Genomic DNA, 23,697 nt, shown 5'->3' with positions numbered 1-23,697 from the left:
TGCTCTCATTCACAGTGTCCATTACGCTCCTATTATACTCGAAGCGCCGATACCGAAGCGAGCAGCTCTTCAGACAGCTTCTTAAGCTGCTGAATATTCTCTGCCACACCTTCGAGGGAACCCGACTGTTCTTCTGCAGAAGCAGACACTTCCTCCACACTGGCTGCGGATTGCTGAGAAATAGCAGATATCATTTGACTGAAATCGTTCATTTGTCCACTGAGCTCTTCCATTTCAGACAGCCCCATTGAAATCTCTTGAATGACATCAACCATCTGATGCACAGAGTTCGTAATCTGGTTGAAGGCTCCATTCACGGCTTCCATCTGTGCTGTCCCTCTTCTTGTCTCCTCTACACCACTTTGCAGCGATTGAACGACAGATTTGGATTCCTGCTGAATCGTTTCCGTTAGCTCGTTGATTTGGCCTACTGCCTGTGACACATCCTCCGATAGTGTCCGTACCTCTTCGGCTACGACAGCGAAGCCCTTCCCATGTTCCCCCGCTCTCGCTGCTTCAATGGAAGCATTCAAGGACAGGAGGTTCGTCTGTTTCGCAATATCACGAATGACATGCAGCAGCTGGTAAATGTTCTCGTTGGATTGATCCAGCTTATTCACCTGCTCCATGGATATGGATACCCGGCTTGCAATTTGTCTCATCTGTTCAATAGACTTACTCATTGTTTCTTTACCAAGTGTGCCTTGTTCAAGAACTAGCTCGGACATCCCTCTAAGCTGCTCTCCTTTGGCTGCATGGTCCTGAATATGCTCATTCAATCGTTCAACCGTTCTGGCAGATGACTGTGCTGTTTCTGCCTGGCTCTCCACGGCTTTGGCCGATTCCTCCATGGATAAGGCAATCTGCTGACTGCCGATCTTCACTTCTTCGGAAGTTGCTGCCAGGTGTGTACTCTGCACGCCAATGATCTCTGAAGAGTCCTTGATCCGATTTACAATCTGGACTAGACCTGCTTTCATTTGGTTAATGCCTTGTCCAAGCGTAGTCAGCTCATCCTCCAGGTCTCGCTTGATATCCTCTACAGACAGATCACCCTCGGCAATCGCTTTAACATTGTTCTCAATCTGTTTGATCGGAGTGACCAATGTCTTAATCAGCGAGTAAGTACTGATAATCGTCATCACCAAAATAAAGGCAATCCCGATAGAGAGTACGGTCTCTGATGTTCTCGCACTATCTTCAAGCTCTTGGGCTGACAGGTCTGCTTGCTCCTTAATAAAAGCCGACAGAGACATCAGCTCACTCTGCATTCTGTCGAATGAAGCGGTACCCTTCATGAGCACTTCATAAGCCAGCTCAATATCATTCGCATCGCTTCGATTCATTGCTTGGGTATTGATCTTGAAATATTCCTCCCAAGCCGCAGAGAAGGAATTATAGTATTCCCTTTCTGTATCCGTTGTAATTAGCGAGCCATAAGCCTGTCTTTCAGCTGTAAGCTGTCGTATGTAATCTGTACGTTCCTTGGCAACAGCCGCTTTGTTCTCCTGATCGAAGACGGAAGCCAAGAAGTAACTGTAGCTCAAGGATTGGATATGTTCAGTCGTAAAGATTAAATCATCAATTTTACTGATGGACGGCATCCAGTTTCTCGTAATGCTCGTCGTGTTCTTTTCCATCGCTCCCAGCAGTGTCAATGTAATGATTCCTATTGCGATGACATAGATAAGCAGCGGTACCATTACAACCGATATTCTTTGCCTGATGCTCTTTAATTTAAACACCTTTTCTCCCCCTGTGCAGCTATACAAAGCTCATTGTTTTGTAACCTGAAGCCATTCCATAACTTATTGGAACGATGAAATGGATTCCTCCTTATTTTTATTTCGGTAAGCAGCTTTCAAAATATAAGATTTTCAGCTATGTATATTTTTAAGTGCTTTGAGAGCCCTTTTTATCACGGCTTGGGTTATTGTCCTGAAACATACGGGGCTGACATCATAGACTAGAATAAATCTGACGATTAAGGATCGGGTCGACTATGAGAAAAAAAGAAAAAAAATCAGAAATCCGAAGCACTGCTGCTGCGCGTAACAAGATCCCTTCTAATAAGAGGCAGAGTAAACCTCTGAGTAAATCCCAGAGTAAATCTTTAAATAAATCCAACAGCAAATCTCAAGAAAGCTTGCTAGACATAATTCAAGGCAAATCCAACGCCACATCGACAGCTCCTATGTTCGTGCTTCCTCCTCCCATGGAGACCTCTCATGAGGATTTAACGCGCTCGAATCAAGGACTTATAGCGCCACAGAGTCAGCCTGTATCAAACTTCCAGCTCCCTGATTCCAGAACGGCCAAATCCATGCGACTCGCACTTCTGATCCCCTTAACGGAGCAGTTTACTCCTTCAGTGGAAAGCCTGATTGCAGACTCGCTGCGCATGCTGGTTAAAGAAGTCCTCATTCTAAAGATCAATGAGAATCTTCATGATAGTCTGTCGACTTATCGGCCAGATCTCTTACTATGTATCGGTAATCAAGCCGCACAATCCATCACGCCTGAACTCGTACCCCAATCCATTTATACAAAAACAGCCATCTGGTTAAATGACCCTTATGAACCATGCGAATATATACATTCTGCATACCATGACTGGAGCCTTGTCATCACACAAAACATGCTGCACCATCCTATATATGAGAGATACGGTTATAAAAATATTATCGTTATGCCATATAGTGCCGATCCGATGATTTACAAGCCTCATCGACCACAGCCGGAATTCCACTCCGATCTACTCATTGTTGGGAATTATTCAGAGGAACGTCTCCCCTATATTCATGCCATTCGCCATAGATTTGAGGGAAAGAAAGTACGTGCATTAGGCCAAAACTGGGAGCCAGTGGATCAGATTGAGACTTGTCAGGCCGATAGCGAGACGATGATCAGTGCGTACTACAACGGAGCGAATATGATCGTGCATTGGGACGCTGCACCTCGTCAATTGTATGAGATCGCGGCATGCGGCGTATTTCAAATCGTGGAAAACTCTCCGGAAATTCACGAGCTGATGAAGCCTGGCGAGGATATTATCATCTACCGCAATCCCGAACAGCTTGGCTCCAAGCTGCAATACTACAGCGAGAACACTGATGATAAAAGAATGATTGCTTCAAGAGCTCTCTATAGCAGCAAATACGACTATTCCTATCTTCAGGCAGCTATGAAACTAATCCAGCAGTTGAACCATCTTTAACTAACCATACTCAGGATTAGGCGGTGTCCCTGCATGAAGCTGATCGCTTATTATTTACCTCAATTTCATCCAATCCCTGAGAATGATCTGTGGTGGGGAGAAGGCTTTACGGAATGGACGAACACACAAAAAGCTAGACCGCTGTATCCGAATCACAAACAGCCAAAAGAGCCATTGAAAAACTATTACTATAATTTGATGGATCCTTCGGTCCGTGAATGGCAGGCGAGCTTAGCCCGATTTTATGGCATCTACGGTTTTTGCTATTACCACTATTGGTTCAAAGGAAAACGTCTGCTTGAAAAGCCGCTTGAAGCTATGTTACAGTCAAAAACTCCTGACTTCCCCTTCTGTCTCTCCTGGGCCAATGAACCGTGGACCCGCAGATGGGATGGCAGTAATAATGAAGTCCTCATGCATCAGGATTACGGAGATGAAGACGATTGGACTAAACATTTCTATGAGCTGCTTAAGGTATTTAATGACAAGAGGTACATTCGTATTGATAATAAGCCTTTATTTGTTATCTATCGTCCGGGTCTGATTCCGCGATGTGAGGAAATGTTGAAGTACTGGAACAAGCTCGCTGTACAAAATGGGCTTCCCGGCATCTATTTTGTACAGACGCTCGGCGGGTTTGATATACCGAATCAAGCTGGATTTGAAGCGAGCGTTGAATTTGAACCGCATTATACCTTTGCGCATACACATACTCAAGGGTTATGGAGCAAGGTAAAAAAGAAGGAGAACGAGCACCTGGTGTTTGACTATGATGGTGCCTGGGAAATGATCTTGTCCCGATCTCCTCATCGAAGTGGAGAGCAAATCCTACCTGGTGCTTATGTGAATTGGGATAATACCCCACGCAGAGGATACAAGGGACAGAGCTGCATCGGGTCCAGTCCGGAGAAGTTTGCTTACTATTTAAGCAGACAAATAGAGCGGGCAGATAAGGTATATGGTTCTTCATTTCTGTTTGTCAATGCGTGGAATGAATGGGCAGAGGGGACTTATCTAGAGCCGGACAAAGACCATGGCTTTGCCTATTTGGAGGCTGTCAGAACAGCGCTTCTTAATTACGCGCCATGAATGGCAAGTGTAGGGAGTCCGCTGCTGGTATCCACAATGATCATATAATTCAAGCCATCTGTTCCCTTAAGCATGAGTCCAGGCTGCGTCGGTAAGGTGGCCGGATAAAATCGGTGCGAAACAATGGTTGGCGTTACCGGCGGAACGATTGGTGTTCCCATGGACATGAGCCGGGATCCAGCCACCACATTCTGGCCTGCGCTGATATTTAGACCTGCACCCAGATTTCCTTGGATCGTTGCACTATCATCCACAAAGATGCCGCCGCCCCATACACTCATACTGCCCGCGATATCTAAATTTCCGATGGTTGAATTTCCGTTTACCTGAAGCTGACCAAGAATCGTTTGATTACCGGTCACAAGAACCTGATCAAAAGTCGGCATAATTCTATCACTCCTTCCTTCTTACTATACATTCTATGTAAATGGACGTCTTTTGCTATATAGCAAAAGTACAATTAAATGTACATTTACATAGAATTAGGATTTATGCAAAACTGTCAGAATGATAAATTGTCTAAAATGTCAATCTTGCCTATCAGTTCTCAGGAGAGCAGCATAGCTTCCGCCAACAATTGATATGAAACCAGTCTCTGCTCGTAACTGGCAGCTCGTGTTGCAATCAGCAGACTGCTGGACTGCGTACGCTCACTCAGCTTGATCAGCTCATCTCTTACCTCCTTCGGGTTCCCAACAATGACCGGAAATTCAGTAGCAGGAAGGCTGCGAGATGACTTCTCCTGATGGACTGAAGCCTCTTCCTTCCAGGAATGGGCTTCTTCCGTCGTAGGGGCACATATGACACTGACTGCGATAAATGCCTGGGGGCTGTCCATGCTTTTTGGAGAAACAAAATTCGCTGTATATCTCTCGATCATCTCTACCCCGTCGAGCTCACTCATAAATTGTCCAAATACATAGCCTGTTCCTAGACTTGCTGCATATTCTGCGCTTTTTACATTCGTGCCGAGCATCCAGAGACTGGGACGATTGACCGGGACTGGCTTTGCAGCAATTGCTTCCCCCTCATAGGTATACTCCCCTTGAAGAAGCTGCTGCAGATCCTTGACTCGATCCGGATATTCCACAACCTTCTGCAGAAAATTACCTGCTAGAGCCATGGATAGATGTGCAGATCCGCCGGGAGCACGGCCAACGCCAAGCTCGATGCGCCCAGGGTACAGGGTAGAGAGCATATTATATTTTTCTGCCACTAGGATCGGATGATGATAGGGCAGCAATACCGCTCCTGAACCGAGCTTTATATGACGGGTACGAGCCCCGATATGGGATAGCAGCACTTCCGGACTTGCCGATTCAATCCCTGGCAGATTATGATGCTCAGAAGTCCAGTACCTCGAATATCCGAGACGTTCCCCTTCGATAGCCAGCTGAGCCGATCGGCGGATTGCCTCTTCCGCTGAGCTGTCCATGAGGCTTGGCACAAGATCGAGTATGCCGAGTTCAATTCGCTTCGCTTCCATCATGATGTTATCTCCTTATCTATTTAATCCAAGTCATAAATGGAGCCGACCTTCAATCCATAGAGTTCATTATAAATCTTCTCGGCAAAAGCATCCGTCATCCCAGCAATATAATCGATAATCATATGTTCCCAGGTCCATATGGGATTGGGACGAGCTTGATCCTTCTCATACCGCTGCAGCCAATCTGTTGGAATAATAGCCTTCGAAGTAACCGGATCATTGAAGGCGTGCCAGAGCCTGCGGATAATCCACTCGCTTCTTTTTTGCAGACGCTGTACCCTTAGATCCTTGATCATCGTCACCCATGCAAAGCTCTTCAGCACGCTCACTGTACGAAGCATGTCCAGGTCTTCCTTCCCTTCCTTCATGAAGGTCACCTTCTTCCAGTCCCCTGTATCGATTATTCCGAGAGCGGCTACGAATGCGCTGACCCAATACGCTTTGACCTCCCGCCGAGTTCGTGAGTAGTCATGATCACAACCAGGAAGCTTCTCATTCCAGATTCGCAAGAATTCGTTCAGCACTTCATCTACTTTGGGTTCTATTTTCTCAGGCATCCACCCCAACCAGAAGGGATCATCCAATGTCATAATCTTGTCCACAATAAGCCGTTTGACGTAAGGATCATGCAGGAAGTGTTCATGCACCTCGATCTTCCCAGCTTTGATCCCGTCTTCCAGATCATGCGCGGAATACGCAATGTCATCACATAGATCCATCAGCTGGGCTTCCAAGGTCTTCTGACCTGTCGGGATGCCCCATTCGCTGCGTATTTCCTTGATATAGCTCCATTCATGATGGTACATGCCCTTCTTATTCTCCGTGCCGGGATAAGGATATTTATTGATACCCAGAAGCACCGCATCCGAGAGATTAAGCCCATCAATATTCTCCCGCTTCTCCAGGAACATAATCAGCCTGAAGTTATGGGCATTCCCTTCAAAATGCTCGTATTTACGGCGCATCGTCTCTTCTACGGTTCGATACTGATGGGTCGAAGACTTCCCTGTTCCACTGGGATCTACGATCGACAAGACCTTATCCTCGATCAGGTCATTCAAAATACTGTCCAGTACTTCCTCACCTTTATGACCGAACGGGGGATGTCCAAAATCATGGGCGATCGAGGCGCATTCGACGACCTCCGGATCAATGACGAGTCCAGGATTATCGGCACGAAGCTCTTCGACATCAGGGTAGCGTCTTAAGAGACTTTTGGCCGCTTCGCGCGCAATCTGGGCGACCTCAAGTGAATGTGTCAGACGTGTCCGATAATAGTCCCCCGTTCCGGCTCCAAACACCTGAGATTTGCCCTGCAATCTTCGAAAGGTTGGTGAATGGATAAGACGGGAATAGTCGCGTTCATACGTCGCCCGTGATCCTTCTGATTTATTAACTTCAGCATATCGTCTATGTTCTCTCAGCTTCTCCATATAACTCCTCCAATTATTTGAACGTTCCACATGTATGAGGATCATGTCTCTGATCTTATTTATTACCCGAATCATTTTCATAATGCCTTTAGCTGCTGTAATCAAGAATATATATAGATCATAACGGTGTAGTTTGTCTATATAGTTTCAAATTAACCTTTTTAATGAGTTATGAAATGGATTCACCATAACTCCAATTCCAAGAATTCTACAATTGTACAATAATGAATGAAGAGAAGATTTTATTTATAAAATTGTTTCAAGTATAACCCCAATGCGTATAGTTTCACTAGCTCCAGCCACAACTTCTTCCACTATATTTGATGCTTATAGAAAGAAATAAGCCACTTCTCTATACGAGAGGCGGCTTATTTCAAATTGTATTTTAACTTGTATTTCAGATTACTATTTTCATCTGTTACAGAATTAAGAGCTGTAATCCTTATCTGCGCATCTTCGGATCTAGAACATCCCGCATCCCATCTCCCAATAGATTAAACCCAAGCACCGTCAGCATGATGGATACGCCTGGAAAAATCAGAGTCCAAGGTGCCGTCTGGATAAATTGTCTCGAATCCGACAGCATCTTCCCCCACTCCGGAGAAGGAGGCTGCGCCCCCATTCCCAGAAATCCAAGTGCAGCAGCTTCCAGAATCCCTGTTCCAATTCCGAGCGTGCCTTGCACGATAATGGGGGTAAGACTATTCGGAAGGACATGACTTATGAGGATGCTCCCATTTTTCATGCCAATCGACTTCGCTGCTGTAATGTACTCTTCTTGCTTCAAAGAAAGCACTCTCGCCCTGACAAGTCTTCCATAGGTCGGAATGTTGACGATGGCGATGGCCACCAGCGCATTAAATAAGGAAGGCCCCAGAATGGCAACGATGGCAATCGCGAGCAGTATGCCTGGAAAAGCAAGCAGGATATCAAACAGACGGGAGATCAGCATATCCAGCCATCTTCCATAATATCCTGCAATAATGCCGAGCATGGTCCCTACGACAATGGAACCGATAACCGAGGCAAAGCCCACCCATAGGGAAATCCGCGCCCCAAACACTACACGGGTAAATACGTCACGGCCCAGATCATCGGTACCAAACCAATGCTCAGCAGATGGAGGTTTAAGCCGGTCAGCCAGCACCTGTTCTTTATAATCATAGGGAGTAAGCAGAGGCGCGAATATCGCGACGCCTATAAAAAACACTAGAATGATGAGCCCTGCCACTGCCATTTTGTGATGAAGAATTCCCCGAAGCGCATCACGCCAAGGACCGGATACTTCTTCAGCTGCCTCAACTCCGGCTTTACCGCTGTCTAAACTGACTTGTCCCATATCCGTCCCTCCTATTTGTACTGGATTCGAGGATCAACCGCCGCATACAAGAGGTCAACGATCAGATTGATCAGAATGTAGATAAAAGCAATGATCAGAATCCCGGATTGGATGACAGGATAATCACGGAAGCTGATCGCATCATAGATGTACCTGCCGACACCCGGCCAGGCAAAGATCGTCTCTGTTAGCACAGCTCCGCCAAGCAGCATTCCCATTTGCAGCCCAATGACCGTTAGCACAGGGATAAAAGCATTCTTCAGCGCATGCTTGTATACGACGAAGAACTGTCTCATGCCCTTCGCTCTCGCTGTTCGGATATAGTCGGAGCTCATGACCTCAAGCATGCTGGAGCGTGTCATTCGGGCAATGACGGCCATCGGAATGGTTCCCAGCGCAATGCTCGGCAAGATCAGATGCTTCACTGCAGTCCATACTTGATCAGAACGTCCGGATATCATCGCATCAATGACATATAGACCGGTCACAGACTCGATGGGATCTCGTACATTCATCCGACCGCTTGAAGGCAGCCACTTCAATTCATTAGCAAATAACCACTGCTCCATAAGACCAAGCCAGAAGATCGGCATGGACACCCCTACTAATGCAATGACCATACAGATGTAGTCAAACCAGGAATTGTGCCGCCAAGCACTGATGATCCCTGCATTCACGCCAATGACGACTGCAAAGATCATACTTGCCAGAGCAAGCTCCAGCGTTGCCATCAGATAAGGGACAATTTCCTGGGCAATAGGAATTTTGGTACGGATGGACTCCCCAAGATCACCGCGTACAAGTTCACTCAAGTAAGCAAAATATTGCTCTAACCATGGTTTGTCGAGCCCGAGTTGATCGCGCAGCGCCTGCTTGGATTGTTCTGTCGCCTTTTCGCCCAAGATAGTCTCCGCAGGGTCTCCGGGGATCGCGTGAATAATCGAGAATACGATAATCGTCATCCCCAGCAGCACAGGAATAAGGACTAAAAGTCTTTTGACAATATATGTACCGATATCTCTCACCTGCCTGTAGTCAATTTGGATTGTTATATAAAGAGAGAAGAAGAACAAGCCGCAGTAAACTGCGGCCGTGGGCTATGCTATTTTAGCCTTCATCGCTATTCAAACTTCATCATCCTACCCGAGCGATTGAGCTCCTCATTCGAAATAGATCGATTCATACGATTCACTGCCTGTCGGCGCAAGTACAAGTCCCTTGAGATTGGCTGTGGCTGCAAGCAGCGGTGTCGTATGCACGAGAGGTACCCATGGCGCATCCTCTTTTATAATAACCTGGGCCTGCTTATACAGCTCTTCACGCTTAGTCTGATCTGTCTCTTGCTGTGCTTCGACCAGGATAGTATGCAGCTCATCACTTGAATAGTAGGTGTAGTTATTGCTTGGAATGGCATCCTTGTCCAGAAGCGTGTAGATGAAGTTGTCTGGATCACCATTGTCTCCAGTCCATCCCAGCATGAAGATATCCTCCTTCTCACCTGCCTGCAGATCATCGAGATAAGTCGCCCACTCTGGTGACTCAATATTTACCTTTACGCCGATCTGTTCAAAATCCGCCTGGATTACCTCCGCCACTTTTCTTCCATCCGGCATGTACGGACGCGGCACAGGCATCGCATAGAAGGTATATTCTCCTGGAAGACCGTCAGGATAACCGGCTTCAGCAAGCAGCTGCTTTGCTTTTTCCAGATCGTATTCATAGTCCTGAATCTCGTCATTATAGCCCCACAATGTCGGCGGCATCGGATTCACGGCCGGTACTGCTTGACCGGAGAAGAAGGCATCGATAATTCCCTGCTTATTAACTGCATGGCTCAGCGCTATTCTCACCTTCGGATCATTAAACGGCTCCTTGTTAAAGTTAAAGCCCAGATAGGCTACGTTAAATGGCGGCCGTTCAATCTTCTGCAGCTCACTGTTGCTCTCAAGCGTTGGCAGGTGATCTGGACTCAAATCTTCCATCAGGTCGATTTCACCGTTCTGCAATGCATTAAATCTGGCCGTGTTATCAGGTATGGAGCGAACAATGACTCTCTCAAGCTTAGGGAAGCCTTCCTTCCAATACTCGGCATTCTTCTCAAGGGTAATTGAATCGTTCCGTTTCCACTCCTTGAAGACGAACGGTCCGGTTCCGACCGGCTCGCTCTTGAAGTTCTCCTTTTTCTCCTGAATCGCTGTTGGGCTCGCAATACCGAAGGAAGGCATCGCAATATTTTGCAGGAATGGAGCTTGTGGATTGTTTAATGTAAATTCAACGGTCAGATGATCTATAGCCTTCACTTCCTTGATGATCCGGCTTCCATCCGGGCCAAACATGGAATCGTAGTAATCATACGAATCCCCTTCAAATTTGAACTCACTGTTCGGATCGTTCCAGCGGGTGAAGTTGAAGACAACGGCCTCTGCATTAAACTCTGTACCGTCATGGAATTTGATGTCTGGTCTCAGGTTGAATACATATTTCAACCCATCAGTGGATACTTCCCAGCTATCGGCCAGCTCTCCTTCAACCTCCGTCGTTCCCGGTTTATACCCGAGAAGGGTATCGAATATCTGCTGTGTAATCTTCAGTGATTCTCCATCCGTAACAATTGACGGATCGAGCGCAACAGAATCGCCCCCTCTTCCCATCACAAGCTCCGTCTGTATTTCTGCAGCCGGTGTTCCTTCAGATGCTTCTGGTTCTGGGGAATTCCCTGGGTCAGTGGTACTTCCTCCCCCTCCACTGCAGCCTGTAATCATGATCATGACCGCAAATACAAACCCTAATACTCGCTGATGCTTACGACTTCTCATCTACCATTTCCCCCTATGTTTATGATTCAATTGATTCTGCATATAAGTGGCAGGCCGTAAAATGTCTGCTGTCCGTCTCAAGTAAAGCCGGTCGTTCTTCCCGGCATACGGGCATTACATAAGGACAACGTGTATGAAAAGCGCAGCCTTGAGGCGCATTCGTCGGACTCGGCACTTCGCCGGTGAGTACAATCCGTTCCTTCTTCAAGAAAGGATCGGGTTCTGGAACAGATGATAAGAGCGCCTTCGTATAGGGATGCTGTGGATTGTCAAACAGCTCCTTCTTATCTGCAAGTTCTACAATCCGCCCCAAGTACATCACAGCCACCTTGTCGCAAATATGCTTCACGACACTAAGATCATGGGCTATAAATATATACGTAAGAGCAAACTGCTCCTGAAGATCCTGCAGTAGGTTGACGACCTGCGATTGAATGGAGACATCAAGTGCGGATACGGGTTCATCCAGCAAAATAAGCTTCGGCTGCAAGGCGAGCGCTCTCGCAATACCAATACGCTGACGCTGCCCGCCTGAGAATTGATGAGGATAGCGCTGCATATGAGACTTGTTCAGCCCCACGACATCAATGAGCTCACGTACGCGTTCTTCGCGCTCTGCAGCTTGTCCAATGCCGTGCACCTTGAGCGGTTCCTCTAGAATTCGGCCAACCGAATGACGAGGATCAAGGGAAGAATACGGATCTTGAAATACGATCTGCATCTCTCTCCTCTTCCGCCGCATGCCTTCCTCATCCAGCTCCGTAAGCTCGACTCCGTCAAAGCGGATGCTGCCTTCGGTAGGTTCAATGAGTCGAAGCAGCGAGCGGCCGGCCGTAGATTTGCCGCAGCCGCTTTCTCCTACAATACCGAAGGTTTCCCCCCGGTTCACTTTAAAGGACAGGCCATCCACCGCCTTCACTAGCTCCTGATGCTTACTGAATCTTCCGAGCACTCCTCTGCGGATGGGATAGTATTTCTTCAGACTGGTGACATTCAGTAAAGGCTCGGTCATATGGCATCCTCCTGTGGAAGCTCCTCCAGCCAGCACCGGCTGGAATGTCCTGTGCTTCGTTCCACAAGCTCAGGCAGCTGCTCTGTACAAATCTCCATTACATGAGGACAGCGGGAAGAGAAACGACACCCCTTCATCTGGTTGCTCATAACAGGCACTTGTCCCGGGATGGAGTATAGCCGGTCCCGGGAATCGGCAAGCCGCGGAACAGAGCGAATCAAGCCTTGAGTGTACGGGTGCTGAGGCCGGCTAAAAATGTCCCTTACGCTTCCCTGCTCGACAACCTTGCCTGCATACATGACCGCAACCCGATTACACATCTCAGCCACTACGCCCAAATCGTGAGTAATCATCAGCACGGCCGTACCGTGCTTCTTATTCCTTGCACGAATCAAATCGAGAATTTGGGCCTGAATTGTTACATCAAGCGCTGTTGTCGGTTCATCTGCAATCAACACTTCCGGGTTGCAAGAGATGGCCATCGCGATCATGACCCGCTGTCGCATACCGCCAGATAATTCATGCGGATACTGGCTGATCATCTTATTAGGACGAGAGATTCCGACATCGGCAAGCAGACTGACTGCCTTACTCATGGCCTCCTTACGGCTGATGCGCTCATGAAGACGAAGGGTCTCCATCATCTGCTGCCCAATGGTAAAGAGCGGATTCAAGGATGTCATTGGCTCTTGAAAAATCATAGAGATGGTCTTGCCGCGAATACGGCACATCTCCTTTTCCTTTAGCGGAACAAGATCACGTCCTTTGAGATAGATGGCTCCTTCCACAATTTTTCCTGGAGGGCTTGGCACAAGTCGGAGGACCGATAAGGAGGTCATGCTCTTACCGCAGCCCGACTCTCCGACAAGACCAACAACCTCACCAGGATAGAGAGCAAGATCAACGCCATCCACAGCAGGCACCTCCCCCTTGCTTGTCATAAAGCTTGTCTTCAAATTCTCAATTCGAAGTACAGGTTCACTCATGATGATCCCCTCTTTTTTGAATGAAAGTATAAGTGAGCAGGTTAGATCTATGTGAGCGGCAAGATGCCGTAATCACCTATGCAAGTGTGAATGCTATGAAGCAAGTGTGACCATTGTATGAATTGAGCTTAGGTCAAATAACAATCTGGCAAATCCTTTTCCATACCTCAGTAAAGTGAAGGGAGGGTATAGCGATAATGAATTACAGTGTATGCCCATCAGATTAAAACGAAAACGGGAAACAAAAAGCTTAAGTGAGTGAAGTACCGTCATTAAGAATTGTCTAGAATTAAGTGAGAAGTTCTAGATGTTTAGAATCGAAATCGGAGTATGTCTCTTTGTTTGACATAGTGAGGTTTAAATTTAAGAAATATCTTGCGAGCAGGGTAAAGTGTGATAAGTTGTCCATACTTTACAGCAAATATTGGTAAATTTCAATAGGTTTTCTATCATGATTTTCTATAATTTATTTTTAATGTAATGTATTCTGACTTTGATTTAACCTAAATAAGGCGAATGATCCCTCTTAACAGGAAGATTCGCCTCTGTATGTTATTTTATGTCGCCTGCTTCTTTAATAATCCGATCCTGATCCTTACTTCCTTCTGAATAGGCTTGAGATAGCAAGTAACATGCGGGTCTTTTGGATCTTAGCTGCCGACGGCAATCTCTCTAACCATTGATTACGTATTGAAGACTGCGGCTCATGTCCTAGAAATTGAATCTTAAGCTCCTCCATACGCACCATGTTTATCATTATTTCGTCTCTCATCAGCGATCCTCTCCCTATCCCTTTATTTGATCTCATTGTACCTGTAATGCAGCTGCTCATCGTCGGTTCAGGGTCTGAACCACAAGTATGAAATGGACCCCGTCCCCAGACGGAGATTAATCCCATACCTGCTTCGTCGTATGAATGCTGAAACACAGAATAGGAACTAGCTGCAAAGGGATAATATGGTAGACGTTATGAAGTGAAATGTAGAAAAACACGTCTGAATCACTCAAGGTATGTTGAAATCGGTTCAACTTATGGGCTATTTTGTAACAATTTGCGAAAAACAGACCCTCGCGTCATATTAGCGGCAGATATTTTACATAAATAATGAAGATTATATTTAATTTCTTTGATAGAATGTGCTTAAGTTAAATTTTTGGGAGGGTTGACCATCTATGTTTAAATGGAAAACAGCATTATCTTCAGCTGCAGCTACTGCACTATTATTTAGTTCTTTAGGATTAGCCAGTGCCGCTTCAGAAACAACCGCGGCTGTCTCTACACCAGACAACAGCGGGACACACATCACACTTGTACATACCAATGATTCACATGCCCGTGCGGTAGAGTCTTCACCGAATATGGGCTATGCCAAAGTGGCAGGGATCTTCGACAAATACCGTGCTGAGAACCCAAACACCCTGTTTCTGGATGCAGGTGACGCAGTACATGGGACGACCTTCGCTACTCTGGTCAATGGAGAGAGCATTATCAAAGTCATGAACGAGATGGGCTATGATGCCTTCGTTCCCGGAAATCATGAATTCAATTATGGCTGGGAACATCTTATAACACTGACTGACAAGCTCAATTTTCCAACGATCAGTGCTAACGTGAGACTCAAAAAAGATGGGACAAGCCTGTACGAGCCATACATTATTAAAGAAGTAGATGGAGTGAAGATCGGTATTATTGGATTGACAACTCCAGAGACCGCCTATAAGACAAATCCTAAGAACGTGGAGGAGATCGATTTTACCGATCCTTCCGATGAAGCACAGAAATATGTAGATGAAATTCGTGATGAAGTGGATGTTGTCGTTATGCTTGCACACATCGGTCAGGATGATTCAGATGTGGACAACACCTTTGACATTCTAGACGAAGTTGACGGCATTGATATCTATATCGACGGGCACAGCCACACGGTGCTTGAGGATGGACTTGTTGCAGATAATGGAACACTGGTTGCGAGCGCTGGCGAATATACGAATTATGTCGGCGTCGTTGATCTATGGGTAGACGAAGGCAAAGTCGTCTCCAAGAAAGCAACCTTGATTGATGAAGCGGAAGCCGCTGGTATTGCTCCTAATGAGGAAGTAGCCGCAATTGTTGCTTCTGTTACAGAAGATCAAGCGCCAATTCTGGATGAAGTCGTTGCCACCATTACCACAGATCTGGAAGGCACACGTGAGAAGGTTCGCGCTGGAGAGACGAATCTTGGCGATCTGATCGCGGATGCACTCCGTGAAGTTTCCGGTGCTGATATTGCTCTTACCAACGGCGGTGGAATTCGTGCTTCTATTGAGAAGGGCGAAGTGACCAAAGGCGAGGTTATTACCGTTCTGCCGTTTGGCAATCAGATCGTTACTTTGAATGTTAAAGGCGAAGACGTCATTGCTGCTCTTGAGAATGGAGTAAAAAGCTACCCTGAAGCCAGCGGCGGTTTCCCACAGATATCCGGTTTCAGCTTCAAGATTGATCCATCCAAAGAACCTGGAAACCGTGTGCACTCCGTAATGGTAGGCAACGAGCCTATCGATCCTGAAGCAACTTATATGCTGGCTACGAATGATTTCACTGCAGTCGGCGGTGATGAATACGAAATGTTTACCAAGTACGCTCAAGCCGGTATGTACGGTTCTCTGGACGAAGCATTAATTACACATTTGCAGAAGCTCGGAAATGCAGCGGTAAATACAGACGGACGAATTGCGGAAGCTGCAGCTCCTACAGTAACTACGCCTGTAGAAGAGACACCTGCACCTGAAGCACCCGTTGAAGAGGAACAACCCGATACAACGACCAAGCCGGCAACACCAGTGAAACCAACAACGCCTTCGGTCGAGAAGCCAAAAGTTTATGTCGTTAAATCCGGTGATACGCTCTACTCGATCTCGAAAAAGCACGGTACAACATGGCAGACGATCCAAAAGCTCAACAAGATTAAAAATGCGCACTGGATATATCCTGGCCAGACATTGAAGCTGCCTTCCGCTTCATAAGAAACTTGTCAGATAGATCAATAGTCATGGATTCTATATTAAATCCTAAAAATTCTACAAAAATTCAAAATAACTATTAATATTCTAAATAAAAGTCCGATATTATAGTTATATAGTAATTATTTAGGAGTGAAACCAGTGTGGCATATGTAATTATTTATGTACCGAATAGGTACTAAGTCACACTAAACATTGTATACTCATCTTAGCAAACCCACGAGATAAGTTAGACGAAGAATATCATACGACATTAGTTTCTTATCTAAGCTTGGAGCCATTCATAAAAGTCAGAAAAGTCCTGAACATAAGTTCAGGACTTTTCTCTGACTCTAGCTATTTAATGCTTAGCAACAAAAATAATAGATTCCCTCTATATCAAGTTTAGGATATATGGCAGGGTCAAACTTTGTAGAATCGAATATATTATATTAACCAATTCGACTATCACAAATTAGATATAATATGCTGCTTCGCCAGATCGATAATTTCCGCTTGAGAAAGGCTGGATTCCAGACTTCCTTCAGGATACGTATCGGTATAGAGTTTGCATTCCGCTCGTCCGTTGGCAGCATCTCTTCCTATGATAATTCTTAGCGGTATCCCGAACAAATCGGCATCCTTGAATTTGACTCCTGGCCGTTCATTGCGATCATCGACCAAGATTTCAAGCCCCAGCTGAGACAAGGCGTTCTCCATTTCATCAGCAAGCTCCATCTGGGCCGAATCCTTACTTGATACAGGAATAATATGCACATGATAGGGGGCAATCGCCGCAGGCCAGTGCATGATCCCGTCCTCAGCATATTGCTCTGCTACTGCTCCTACTAGACGCGATACTCCAATTCCATAACACCCCATAACAGGAACCTGCGGCTTCCCTTCTCGATCCAGGACAGAAGCACCCATTGCATCACTATATTTTGTGCCTAATTTGAATATATGACCGACTTCGATCCCTCGCTCGAAGGAAAGTGCTGCTCCGCATGAGGGACAAGTATCACCGTCTGCCGCATTTCGCACATCATGAACTTCATCCCATGTGAAATCCAGGCCGGGAACGGACTGAACATAATGATAGTCCTTCTCGCCAGCACCCGTCACACTTGTTCTCATCTTCGTGACTGTATGGTCTGCAATGACTTTCATGGAAAGGTCATACGGACCCAGATATCCAACAGGCAGACTAAGCTCTCTGCTCATTTCTTCCGGCATGAGTTCAAGGTGCTGTGCTCCAAGGACCTTCTGCAGTTTAATCTCATTGACCTCATGGTCGCCGCGAATAAGCACTGCGACAGGCCTGCCATCAGCAACATATAGCAAGGTCTTGATTACATCCTGAGGTGTGGTTTGCAAAAACTGTGTAATTTCGCCAATGGTCTTCATACCCGGCGTGTGTACCTTCACCTTAGCCGTAGTTCTATGCTGCTTCTCATCTAGAACTTGATTTCCATCGTGAATCGGAGTTATTCCATACCTCGCCTTCTCCAAATTGGCTGCATATTCGCAATGAGTACAGGAGACAATGGTATCTTCGCCTATGTCTGCAAGTGCCATATATTCATGGGTCTCGCCACTGCCTCCAATCGTCCCGGCATCAGCTTCAACTTGCTTGAATCTCAGACCCAAGCGTGTAAATATACGGGAATAAGCTTGAGCCATTGCCGCATATGTCGTATCCAAATCCTCATAATTCGACGAGAACGAATAGGCATCCTTCATCGTAAACTCCCGGCCGCGGAGTACGCCAAATCGTGGTCTCCTTTCATCCCGATATTTCGTACTGATCTGATAGAGCGTAACGGGCAGCTGGCGGTAACTCTGTACATTATCACGTACAAGTGATGTAATTACTTCTTCATGTGTGGGACCCAGTGCGAAAGGACGTTCATGCCTATCATTTAATCTCATCAGCTCTGGTCCATAATCGGCTGATCTCCCGGATTCATCCCATAGCTCAAGCGGCTGCAAGGAGGGCAGCAAGGTCTCTTGTGCACCAATACCGTCCATTTCTTCTCGAATAATTCGCTCGATCTTAAGAAGTACTCTTCTCCCCAGCGGTAAGAAGCTGTACACTCCGGAAGCCGTTTGTCTTATCATTCCTGATCGAAGCAGCAGTTTATGACTTCTGATCTCCGCTTCTGCAGGCGCTTCTCTTAAAGTTGGGGCGAGCAGCTGACTTTGTTTCATACCTATGATCCTCCTTGTGTGTAATAAACGCAAAAAAGACACTCTCGTCAGGGACGAAAGTGTCGTGGTACCACCCTAATTTTAATCTTGCTCGAATAGACAGGGGCAAGCCCTTCCTTCAAGCGAGATCCTCTACTTCGGCTTAACGTGCCGATCACCCGGCAGATGAATACAACAAGCTATCGTATCCACATGCAGCTCCAAGGTAGGAGTATAAGAAGCTGACCTGGAGATCTTTCAGCACTAACGGATCTCTTCTCTGACAGGAGGCTTAAGCATTATACCATGTCCTTATTCATCGCTGTTCACATTTTAAAGAGCAGAATAATAGATTTACTGATTATTGTCAATCCTTTTCCATATATCGTGCTCACTTCTTGCATTCTAATCACAAAGTGGAAAGAAAATACGCTGACAGGCTTGCATCTAAAAGGTAATATAGTAATGAGTACAGGCCTCATCTTGCAGCAGAAAGGAGTTATTGATCATGTTGAATTATATTATTTATGATTTGGAATTTACCGTTAGTCGAAGCACACGCTACACATCTGAAATTATTGATATCGGTGCAGTTAAGGTAGCTCCCGTGGGTGAAGACGGCACACTGGCTGTAATCGATACATTCCATACGTTTGTAAGACCTTCTAATAAATCGGTGCTCTCTGCGGACACCATCCAGTTTACAGGCATTACGCAAAAGGATATCGACGCAGCTCCGCTGTTCCCCGAAGCAGTCAAAGAATTCATTAACTGGCTTCCTGAATCCTACTATCTATGCTCATGGGGCCCGGATGATAAGAGCAAGTTCGTATCCCATTGCCGTACGCATCAATTGAAGGTCGACTGGATCATTAATCATAACGATGTACAAAAACAAATCTCCCGCGCCCTCCGTAAAGAAGGCGGCCCACGCCAGCTTGGTCTTAGTCAAGCCCTTATGTTATGCGGTATCGAATTTGACGGAACTCAGCACCGGGCACTGGATGACGCTCTCAATACAGCCAAAGTATTCATCCATCATTTCAATCAACTAGAACTGGAGCTGAATAATGCAGCCGAAGAGGAAGGAACCAAATCCAAGCTCGTATATTCCAGCGGAGATGAAGACAAGCACAATCCATTTGGAGATCTGGCAAAATTGCTGGGATCGTCCGATTCGTAAGATTAAGCCTCTATGCCACCCTCATTCTCATATAACGCCAGCCAAGTCTTGAGCCTCTCTCGCAACTCATTTCGACACTGCGGGGGCTCGAGAATTTCAGCATCTGATCCATATTGGACAAGCCAGTCCATGAACTCCTTGTGATCATTTAAGATAACCTCTAGAAGCAGGCTTCCTTCTGGCTCTTCTATCATCACAGGTTGTACTAACATTTCACTTCTTCTGACCCGATCTGCAGCATGCGGCTTAAATCGAACCTTGTATGTAGTGTGCTCATGACCTCTATGTACAGACCATGTTTCTTTAAAAAACGATTGCAGTTCCGCCGCTTCGCGCCGGAATGTCAGTGTCATTACTTCTGCCTCTCTGATACAGCTCATCCGCAGCGCTTCAACACGATTCGTATGATGACAATGACCGATTACATAAAAATGATGGTCCTTCGGAAGCAGATAATAGGGATCTATTCTTAATCTGTCTCCCGATCCGGCATCTATATACCCCTCTGTATCTTCCGCTGGCGATGAGTAAGTCACTTCCATCGTATTCTGATATACACAAGCTTGAACGATGGACACGAGCACCTTCTCATCCTGCTCGCTGTCATAACCGGCTCCAAGCTTCATAACCGCTACAAATTGCTCGGCCCATTCTACTCGCTCGTTGTTCTTCTTCAGGCTTGCAGCCATCACCTTCTCATAAGCACTTTCAAAAGCGGAGGGCAGGATCGGTTTAATCTGATCCATCTCCTCCGCGACTTTAGCAAAGGCTGCATTTTCTTCCTCCGTCCAATTCAGCGGATAAAGAGCAAATCGGCTAATAAATTGATATCCCCGGCCATGCCCCATATTTACAACCGGAATATGCATCGCACTAAGAGCATCCATATCTCTATAGATTGTGCGCTCGGTCGTCTCACAGCGTTCAGCAAGCTCTCTGGCCAAGATACCAGGCTTCGCTTGTACCAAGGTAATAATGCGCATTAATCGAATAAGTCGCTCTGTCATGCGATATCCTCCTGCAACGATAAATTTAACATTTTAAAATGAACTCATGTGATAAAACCTTTCCTCCATATAGTCCATTCTATCTAGGTAAATCCTTATCGTCATCCTTTCACATAGTACTTTAGACTTATATCGGTTATTACCCTTTATTTCATTATGTATATCTTCATACGATAATAAACGCTGCAGACAACTGAAGGCATCGTTCTATCATTGTTCGTCTTCGGATCTCATTATTTTGCTTGCTTCTCGATAAAATCTTCATCATCTTCTTCAAGATAATAGGTGCCGGATGAGTCTCTGACCGTGTCTATATTTTCATCATTTAACTTCTCGTATGTCATTTCATAATATTCGCCTAATTGAATCAGAATCTGGGCTTCACGATAATATTCTAAATCTCCGGATCTGACGGCCATAATCAGCAGCTCATCCGTATGCCGCTTAATGATCCCGCAGCCGGCTTCGTTTCTTCCTCTTTCAAAAGCACGCAATGCCTGCTTCATGATTCCTGTCGTTTCACTCAGCTTTACATATTTTTGGACTCTCGGATCAGGCTGCTTGTTCATGAGCCCCAAGTGAGCCGAAATTTGCAGATATATTTGTTCCCTGCGCAAGAGAACACGCTGCTCCTGCTTCAACTTGAAGGCACTCCAGTATGCGGAGCATACTGATTTTTTGCCGGCAGACTGTGAAGACACTGCAAGCTCAAGAAGCAATGTTTTGGTTTTCCCTTTATAAGCGCTTCCCATTTGCAATACCCAGCCTGCATCCGTTTCCTTGGCTCTTGCTCCGTGTATCTCTTTAATAGTGACTCCTTCTTCCGGTTTAAGCAGCAGCTCCACATCACGATATAAGAGCTTCGGCATGATCTTGGATTGTCTCTTTGCAGGAGGACCGCTGCGCCACTCAATCAGCAAATACAGTGAATTTTCTCCAGAGACAGAAATTACTTCACGATTCCAGGTACAAAATACGTCCAATATCGAACTCATCATTTCTCCTCCCCTGTAAGGCTTTTCTTAATACTAACAGGACAAATCGACAACAGATTGTCACGGAACATATGTTCGGTATAAAATATTGCAAAAAAATGTGACTTTACGCTTTCCGGCTTTTTTAATTCGACTTGATACGACAAAAACCACTAATCTCTAAGATTAGCGGTTTATAACATGGTATATGTCACTTGTTCGATTCTATAATATGACTTCGCTTGTCTCGAGGAATTTATTCGTGTTCATTACACCGTCAATATATGATCTTCGGTATTCAATTGCTCGTTATCAATCGGAGCAAATGTATAGCCGTCAAATACATATCCGCTTCCTACCGGTTCTCCGTTTACCGTAATCATAATCGTTTTGTGTGCTTCTTTCTCCATCTGATTGTTCATCATTGTTATCGTTCTCCTTCTATTTTCCTTGTGTCCTCATTTGTTATATATGTTGTTTCGCATAAAATCATAGGCAATCATGGAACAGACTATGATGAGCTGAACGTTCGTATCCTTCCTTCTTCTACTTACCCTCTCATTCACCAGACTAAACAAGAACGTTACAAACTTTTCATTAGCAAACTATGGTGAAATATGAAACAATTAATATAATAATCCCGTATAAAATAACAGATTTTGCTACACTCACAGCGGGTAACAACCACTTGTATGTATTCTGAAATTAAGGTGGTGAATTGTATGAGAAACACAGGAATGAAGCTGTCTCTTCTCACGATAATCCTATACAGTATCACTCTATTCATATCAGACACCCGAACACATGCCGGGTTTTGGGAGAATCTATATAACGGTTACGAGCAGTACTCTAAGCTCCCTGAGGAAGTCAATCAATTACAGCAAAGCTACGAGCAGACAATGAATGAGCTGAACAGCGCCAAGCAGAACATGGAGGCCTTCCAAGAGAGAAACGAAGACCTGATCAAACAGAACGAGGAGCTCATGAAGCAGAATGACAACCTGAATCAGCTGGTTTCACAGATGCAGCAGGCTGAGGCTGACCGTAAGGCTACGCAGCAAAAAGTCATCAATACGGCTATTGCTGCTGTCCTGCTCATCATCGGGTATTTTATCCTCATCAGAGTCATTCGGTTCCGAATGCGCCGAGCTTCAAGACGCTAGATCCTGGCAGGATCACAGCTAACACAATGACTATCAATCGAATAGAGGAGATTATCTCGTCCAATGCAAATTTCACAAAGTATGGATGCCCCGGGCTTAACCGGACAAGCAGCGACTTTTTCGCTGACGGAACATGACAAGCTTCATATCCTCCATCCTCAGCAGATCGTTGCTTATCGGGGGCCGTCAAGCGGTCGGAACGATCGTTTCACGAACATTCAGGGCATGTACCGCAAACGAAAGCTGATTCGCTCTGAAATGACCGGGCCGTGCCAGTTTGTATGTGCCCTTCCTCCGGGTATTACGATGAAAAGAATCGACCTTGATGAGCACAGCGATCTGCTGTATGATTTTCGGCATTTACTATTCTATAGTGATGGGATTGAAATGCAGACCCGGATTCTCAAGCTGAAGAACATGCTCATTACTCGGGATGCGATCAAGATGAAGTTCTCCGGCAAGGGAACGATCGGTATCCTAACCCAAGGCCAGGTATGTGAACAAGAGCTCCATCCAACCGCTCCATTGTATGTCGATGCAGGCAGCATCATTGCCTATCCGGAGAACGCGAAGCTGGAGCTCACAGTGTACGGCAATCATCTTGCCAGTCAGCATATGAATTACCACTGGAAGATGACGGGACATGGCACCGTTCTGTTTCAGGCTGGCCGGGAGAATCAGAAGCTGGAGGATGATATAAACGACGAGGGCTTCTTCAAGCGGCTGATGCGCGAAATGCTGCCCTTTGGCAATGTATGGATCAAATAGTTTGTAAAATGTTGATAATGAAAAATAACTTCTAATGTTTGTTTTTTCTGCT

The 23,697-nt window shown here is 45.8% G+C and carries 19 protein-coding genes; 6 read left to right on the top strand and 13 right to left on the bottom strand.

Features of this window, described 5'->3' with window-relative positions; translation table 11 throughout:
• Positions 1–32: 32 nt before the first annotated feature.
• On the bottom strand, positions 33–1,745 hold the full coding sequence (locus tag BM415_RS01105; RefSeq protein WP_091153680.1) for a methyl-accepting chemotaxis protein: 1,713 nt from the start codon (positions 1,743–1,745) through the stop codon (positions 33–35).
• A 257-nt stretch (positions 1,746–2,002) separates the two neighbouring features.
• Between BM415_RS01105 and BM415_RS01100 the strand changes: the two genes are divergently transcribed.
• Both BM415_RS01100 and BM415_RS01095 read left to right on the top strand, forming a co-directional pair.
• Complete coding sequence (locus tag BM415_RS01100; RefSeq protein WP_091153678.1) at positions 2,003–3,217, top strand: glycosyltransferase family protein; 1,215 nt, start codon at positions 2,003–2,005, stop codon at positions 3,215–3,217.
• A 33-nt stretch (positions 3,218–3,250) separates the two neighbouring features.
• Complete coding sequence (locus tag BM415_RS01095; RefSeq protein ID WP_091153676.1) at positions 3,251–4,306, top strand: glycosyltransferase WbsX family protein; 1,056 nt, start codon at positions 3,251–3,253, stop codon at positions 4,304–4,306.
• Here BM415_RS01095 and BM415_RS01090 read toward each other — a convergent pair.
• The 8 genes from BM415_RS01090 to BM415_RS01055 form a co-directional block, all read right to left on the bottom strand.
• On the bottom strand, positions 4,294–4,692 hold the full coding sequence (locus BM415_RS01090; RefSeq protein WP_091153674.1) for a hypothetical protein: 399 nt from the start codon (positions 4,690–4,692) through the stop codon (positions 4,294–4,296). The genes BM415_RS01095 and BM415_RS01090 overlap by 13 nt on opposite strands.
• Before the next feature lie 161 nt (positions 4,693–4,853).
• On the bottom strand, positions 4,854–5,795 hold the full coding sequence (locus tag BM415_RS01085; protein WP_170862331.1) for an MsnO8 family LLM class oxidoreductase: 942 nt from the start codon (positions 5,793–5,795) through the stop codon (positions 4,854–4,856).
• 20 nt (positions 5,796–5,815) lie between these two features.
• Positions 5,816–7,228, bottom strand: a complete 1,413-nt coding sequence (gene dgt, locus BM415_RS01080) for a deoxyguanosinetriphosphate triphosphohydrolase family protein (RefSeq protein ID WP_091153671.1) — start codon at positions 7,226–7,228, stop codon at positions 5,816–5,818.
• A gap of 442 nt (positions 7,229–7,670) precedes the next feature.
• Positions 7,671–8,567 carry a nickel transporter permease gene (nikC, locus tag BM415_RS01075; RefSeq protein WP_091153669.1) on the bottom strand — a complete coding sequence of 299 codons (897 nt, stop codon included), beginning with the start codon at positions 8,565–8,567 and terminating at the stop codon, positions 7,671–7,673.
• Positions 8,568–8,578: 11 nt separating this feature from the next.
• Complete coding sequence (locus tag BM415_RS01070) at positions 8,579–9,583, bottom strand: ABC transporter permease (protein WP_091158964.1); 1,005 nt, start codon at positions 9,581–9,583, stop codon at positions 8,579–8,581.
• 144 nt (positions 9,584–9,727) lie between these two features.
• Entirely contained in the window at positions 9,728–11,383 is a 1,656-nt protein-coding gene (locus tag BM415_RS01065) for an ABC transporter substrate-binding protein (protein WP_091153667.1), read from the bottom strand.
• 19 nt (positions 11,384–11,402) lie between these two features.
• Positions 11,403–12,395 carry an ABC transporter ATP-binding protein gene (locus BM415_RS01060; protein WP_091153665.1) on the bottom strand — a complete coding sequence of 331 codons (993 nt, stop codon included), beginning with the start codon at positions 12,393–12,395 and terminating at the stop codon, positions 11,403–11,405.
• Positions 12,392–13,381, bottom strand: a complete 990-nt coding sequence (locus tag BM415_RS01055; RefSeq protein ID WP_091153662.1) for an ABC transporter ATP-binding protein — start codon at positions 13,379–13,381, stop codon at positions 12,392–12,394. Before BM415_RS01055 ends, BM415_RS01060 begins: the two co-directional genes overlap by 4 nt.
• A 1,173-nt stretch (positions 13,382–14,554) precedes the next feature.
• Between BM415_RS01055 and BM415_RS01050 the strand changes: the two genes are divergently transcribed.
• Positions 14,555–16,384: a 5'-nucleotidase C-terminal domain-containing protein gene (locus BM415_RS01050; RefSeq protein WP_091153660.1), complete on the top strand. Its 1,830-nt coding sequence runs from the start codon at positions 14,555–14,557 to the stop codon at positions 16,382–16,384.
• 444 nt (positions 16,385–16,828) lie between these two features.
• On the opposite strand, the gene BM415_RS01045 is transcribed toward BM415_RS01050, so the two are convergent.
• Positions 16,829–18,571 (bottom strand): proline--tRNA ligase, encoded by a 1,743-nt coding sequence (locus BM415_RS01045; protein WP_091153657.1) that lies wholly within the window; start codon positions 18,569–18,571, stop codon positions 16,829–16,831.
• 490 nt (positions 18,572–19,061) lie between these two features.
• Between BM415_RS01045 and BM415_RS01035 the strand changes: the two genes are divergently transcribed.
• A complete protein-coding gene (locus tag BM415_RS01035; protein WP_091158962.1) occupies positions 19,062–19,733 on the top strand; it encodes a 3'-5' exonuclease in 672 nt (223 codons plus the stop codon).
• Positions 19,734–19,735: 2 nt separating this feature from the next.
• Here the strand turns inward: BM415_RS01035 and BM415_RS01030 are convergent, their stop codons facing one another.
• From BM415_RS01030 to BM415_RS24930, 3 genes are all read right to left on the bottom strand, one after another.
• The gene (locus BM415_RS01030; protein ID WP_091153652.1) at positions 19,736–20,740 is read right to left on the bottom strand and encodes a helix-turn-helix transcriptional regulator; all 1,005 of its coding nucleotides are present in this window, start codon (positions 20,738–20,740) and stop codon (positions 19,736–19,738) included.
• Between the two features lie 233 nt (positions 20,741–20,973).
• Positions 20,974–21,738 (bottom strand): hypothetical protein, encoded by a 765-nt coding sequence (locus BM415_RS01025; RefSeq protein ID WP_139236934.1) that lies wholly within the window; start codon positions 21,736–21,738, stop codon positions 20,974–20,976.
• A gap of 245 nt (positions 21,739–21,983) precedes the next feature.
• Complete coding sequence (locus tag BM415_RS24930; RefSeq protein WP_170862330.1) at positions 21,984–22,139, bottom strand: hypothetical protein; 156 nt, start codon at positions 22,137–22,139, stop codon at positions 21,984–21,986.
• 297 nt (positions 22,140–22,436) lie between these two features.
• On the opposite strand from BM415_RS24930, the gene BM415_RS01020 reads away from it, so the two are divergent.
• Together BM415_RS01020 and BM415_RS01015 are read left to right on the top strand one after the other, a co-directional pair.
• Entirely contained in the window at positions 22,437–22,877 is a 441-nt protein-coding gene (locus BM415_RS01020) for an MreC domain-containing protein (RefSeq protein ID WP_091153648.1), read from the top strand.
• A gap of 63 nt (positions 22,878–22,940) precedes the next feature.
• Positions 22,941–23,645 carry an AIM24 family protein gene (locus tag BM415_RS01015; RefSeq protein ID WP_091153646.1) on the top strand — a complete coding sequence of 235 codons (705 nt, stop codon included), beginning with the start codon at positions 22,941–22,943 and terminating at the stop codon, positions 23,643–23,645.
• Positions 23,646–23,697: the final 52 nt, after the last annotated feature.

Source organism: Paenibacillus sp. 453mf, assembly GCF_900116105.1.
Taxonomy (GTDB): Bacteria; Bacillota; Bacilli; order Paenibacillales; family Paenibacillaceae; genus Paenibacillus; species Paenibacillus provencensis.
The sequence above is the reverse complement of the archived record's forward strand: the minus strand, read 5'-3'. Positions and strand labels throughout refer to the sequence as shown.

Coding starts and splice junctions, on each gene's coding strand:
- BM415_RS01025 (WP_139236934.1), bottom strand. CDS start 21,738: ATGATGAGTTCGATATTGGACGTATTTTGTACCTGGAATCGTGAAGTA.
- BM415_RS01060 (WP_091153665.1), bottom strand. CDS start 12,395: ATGACCGAGCCTTTACTGAATGTCACCAGTCTGAAGAAATACTATCCC.
- BM415_RS01045 (WP_091153657.1), bottom strand. CDS start 18,571: ATGAAACAAAGTCAGCTGCTCGCCCCAACTTTAAGAGAAGCGCCTGCA.
- BM415_RS01065 (WP_091153667.1), bottom strand. CDS start 11,383: ATGAGAAGTCGTAAGCATCAGCGAGTATTAGGGTTTGTATTTGCGGTC.
- BM415_RS01090 (WP_091153674.1), bottom strand. CDS start 4,692: ATGCCGACTTTTGATCAGGTTCTTGTGACCGGTAATCAAACGATTCTT.
- nikC (WP_091153669.1), bottom strand. CDS start 8,567: ATGGGACAAGTCAGTTTAGACAGCGGTAAAGCCGGAGTTGAGGCAGCT.
- BM415_RS01055 (WP_091153662.1), bottom strand. CDS start 13,381: ATGAGTGAACCTGTACTTCGAATTGAGAATTTGAAGACAAGCTTTATG.
- BM415_RS01100 (WP_091153678.1), top strand. CDS start 2,003: ATGAGAAAAAAAGAAAAAAAATCAGAAATCCGAAGCACTGCTGCTGCG.
- BM415_RS24930 (WP_170862330.1), bottom strand. CDS start 22,139: ATGATGAACAATCAGATGGAGAAAGAAGCACACAAAACGATTATGATT.
- BM415_RS01050 (WP_091153660.1), top strand. CDS start 14,555: ATGTTTAAATGGAAAACAGCATTATCTTCAGCTGCAGCTACTGCACTA.
- BM415_RS01085 (WP_170862331.1), bottom strand. CDS start 5,795: ATGATGGAAGCGAAGCGAATTGAACTCGGCATACTCGATCTTGTGCCA.
- BM415_RS01030 (WP_091153652.1), bottom strand. CDS start 20,740: ATGACAGAGCGACTTATTCGATTAATGCGCATTATTACCTTGGTACAA.
- BM415_RS01015 (WP_091153646.1), top strand. CDS start 22,941: ATGCAAATTTCACAAAGTATGGATGCCCCGGGCTTAACCGGACAAGCA.
- dgt (WP_091153671.1), bottom strand. CDS start 7,228: ATGGAGAAGCTGAGAGAACATAGACGATATGCTGAAGTTAATAAATCA.
- BM415_RS01095 (WP_091153676.1), top strand. CDS start 3,251: ATGAAGCTGATCGCTTATTATTTACCTCAATTTCATCCAATCCCTGAG.
- BM415_RS01020 (WP_091153648.1), top strand. CDS start 22,437: ATGAGAAACACAGGAATGAAGCTGTCTCTTCTCACGATAATCCTATAC.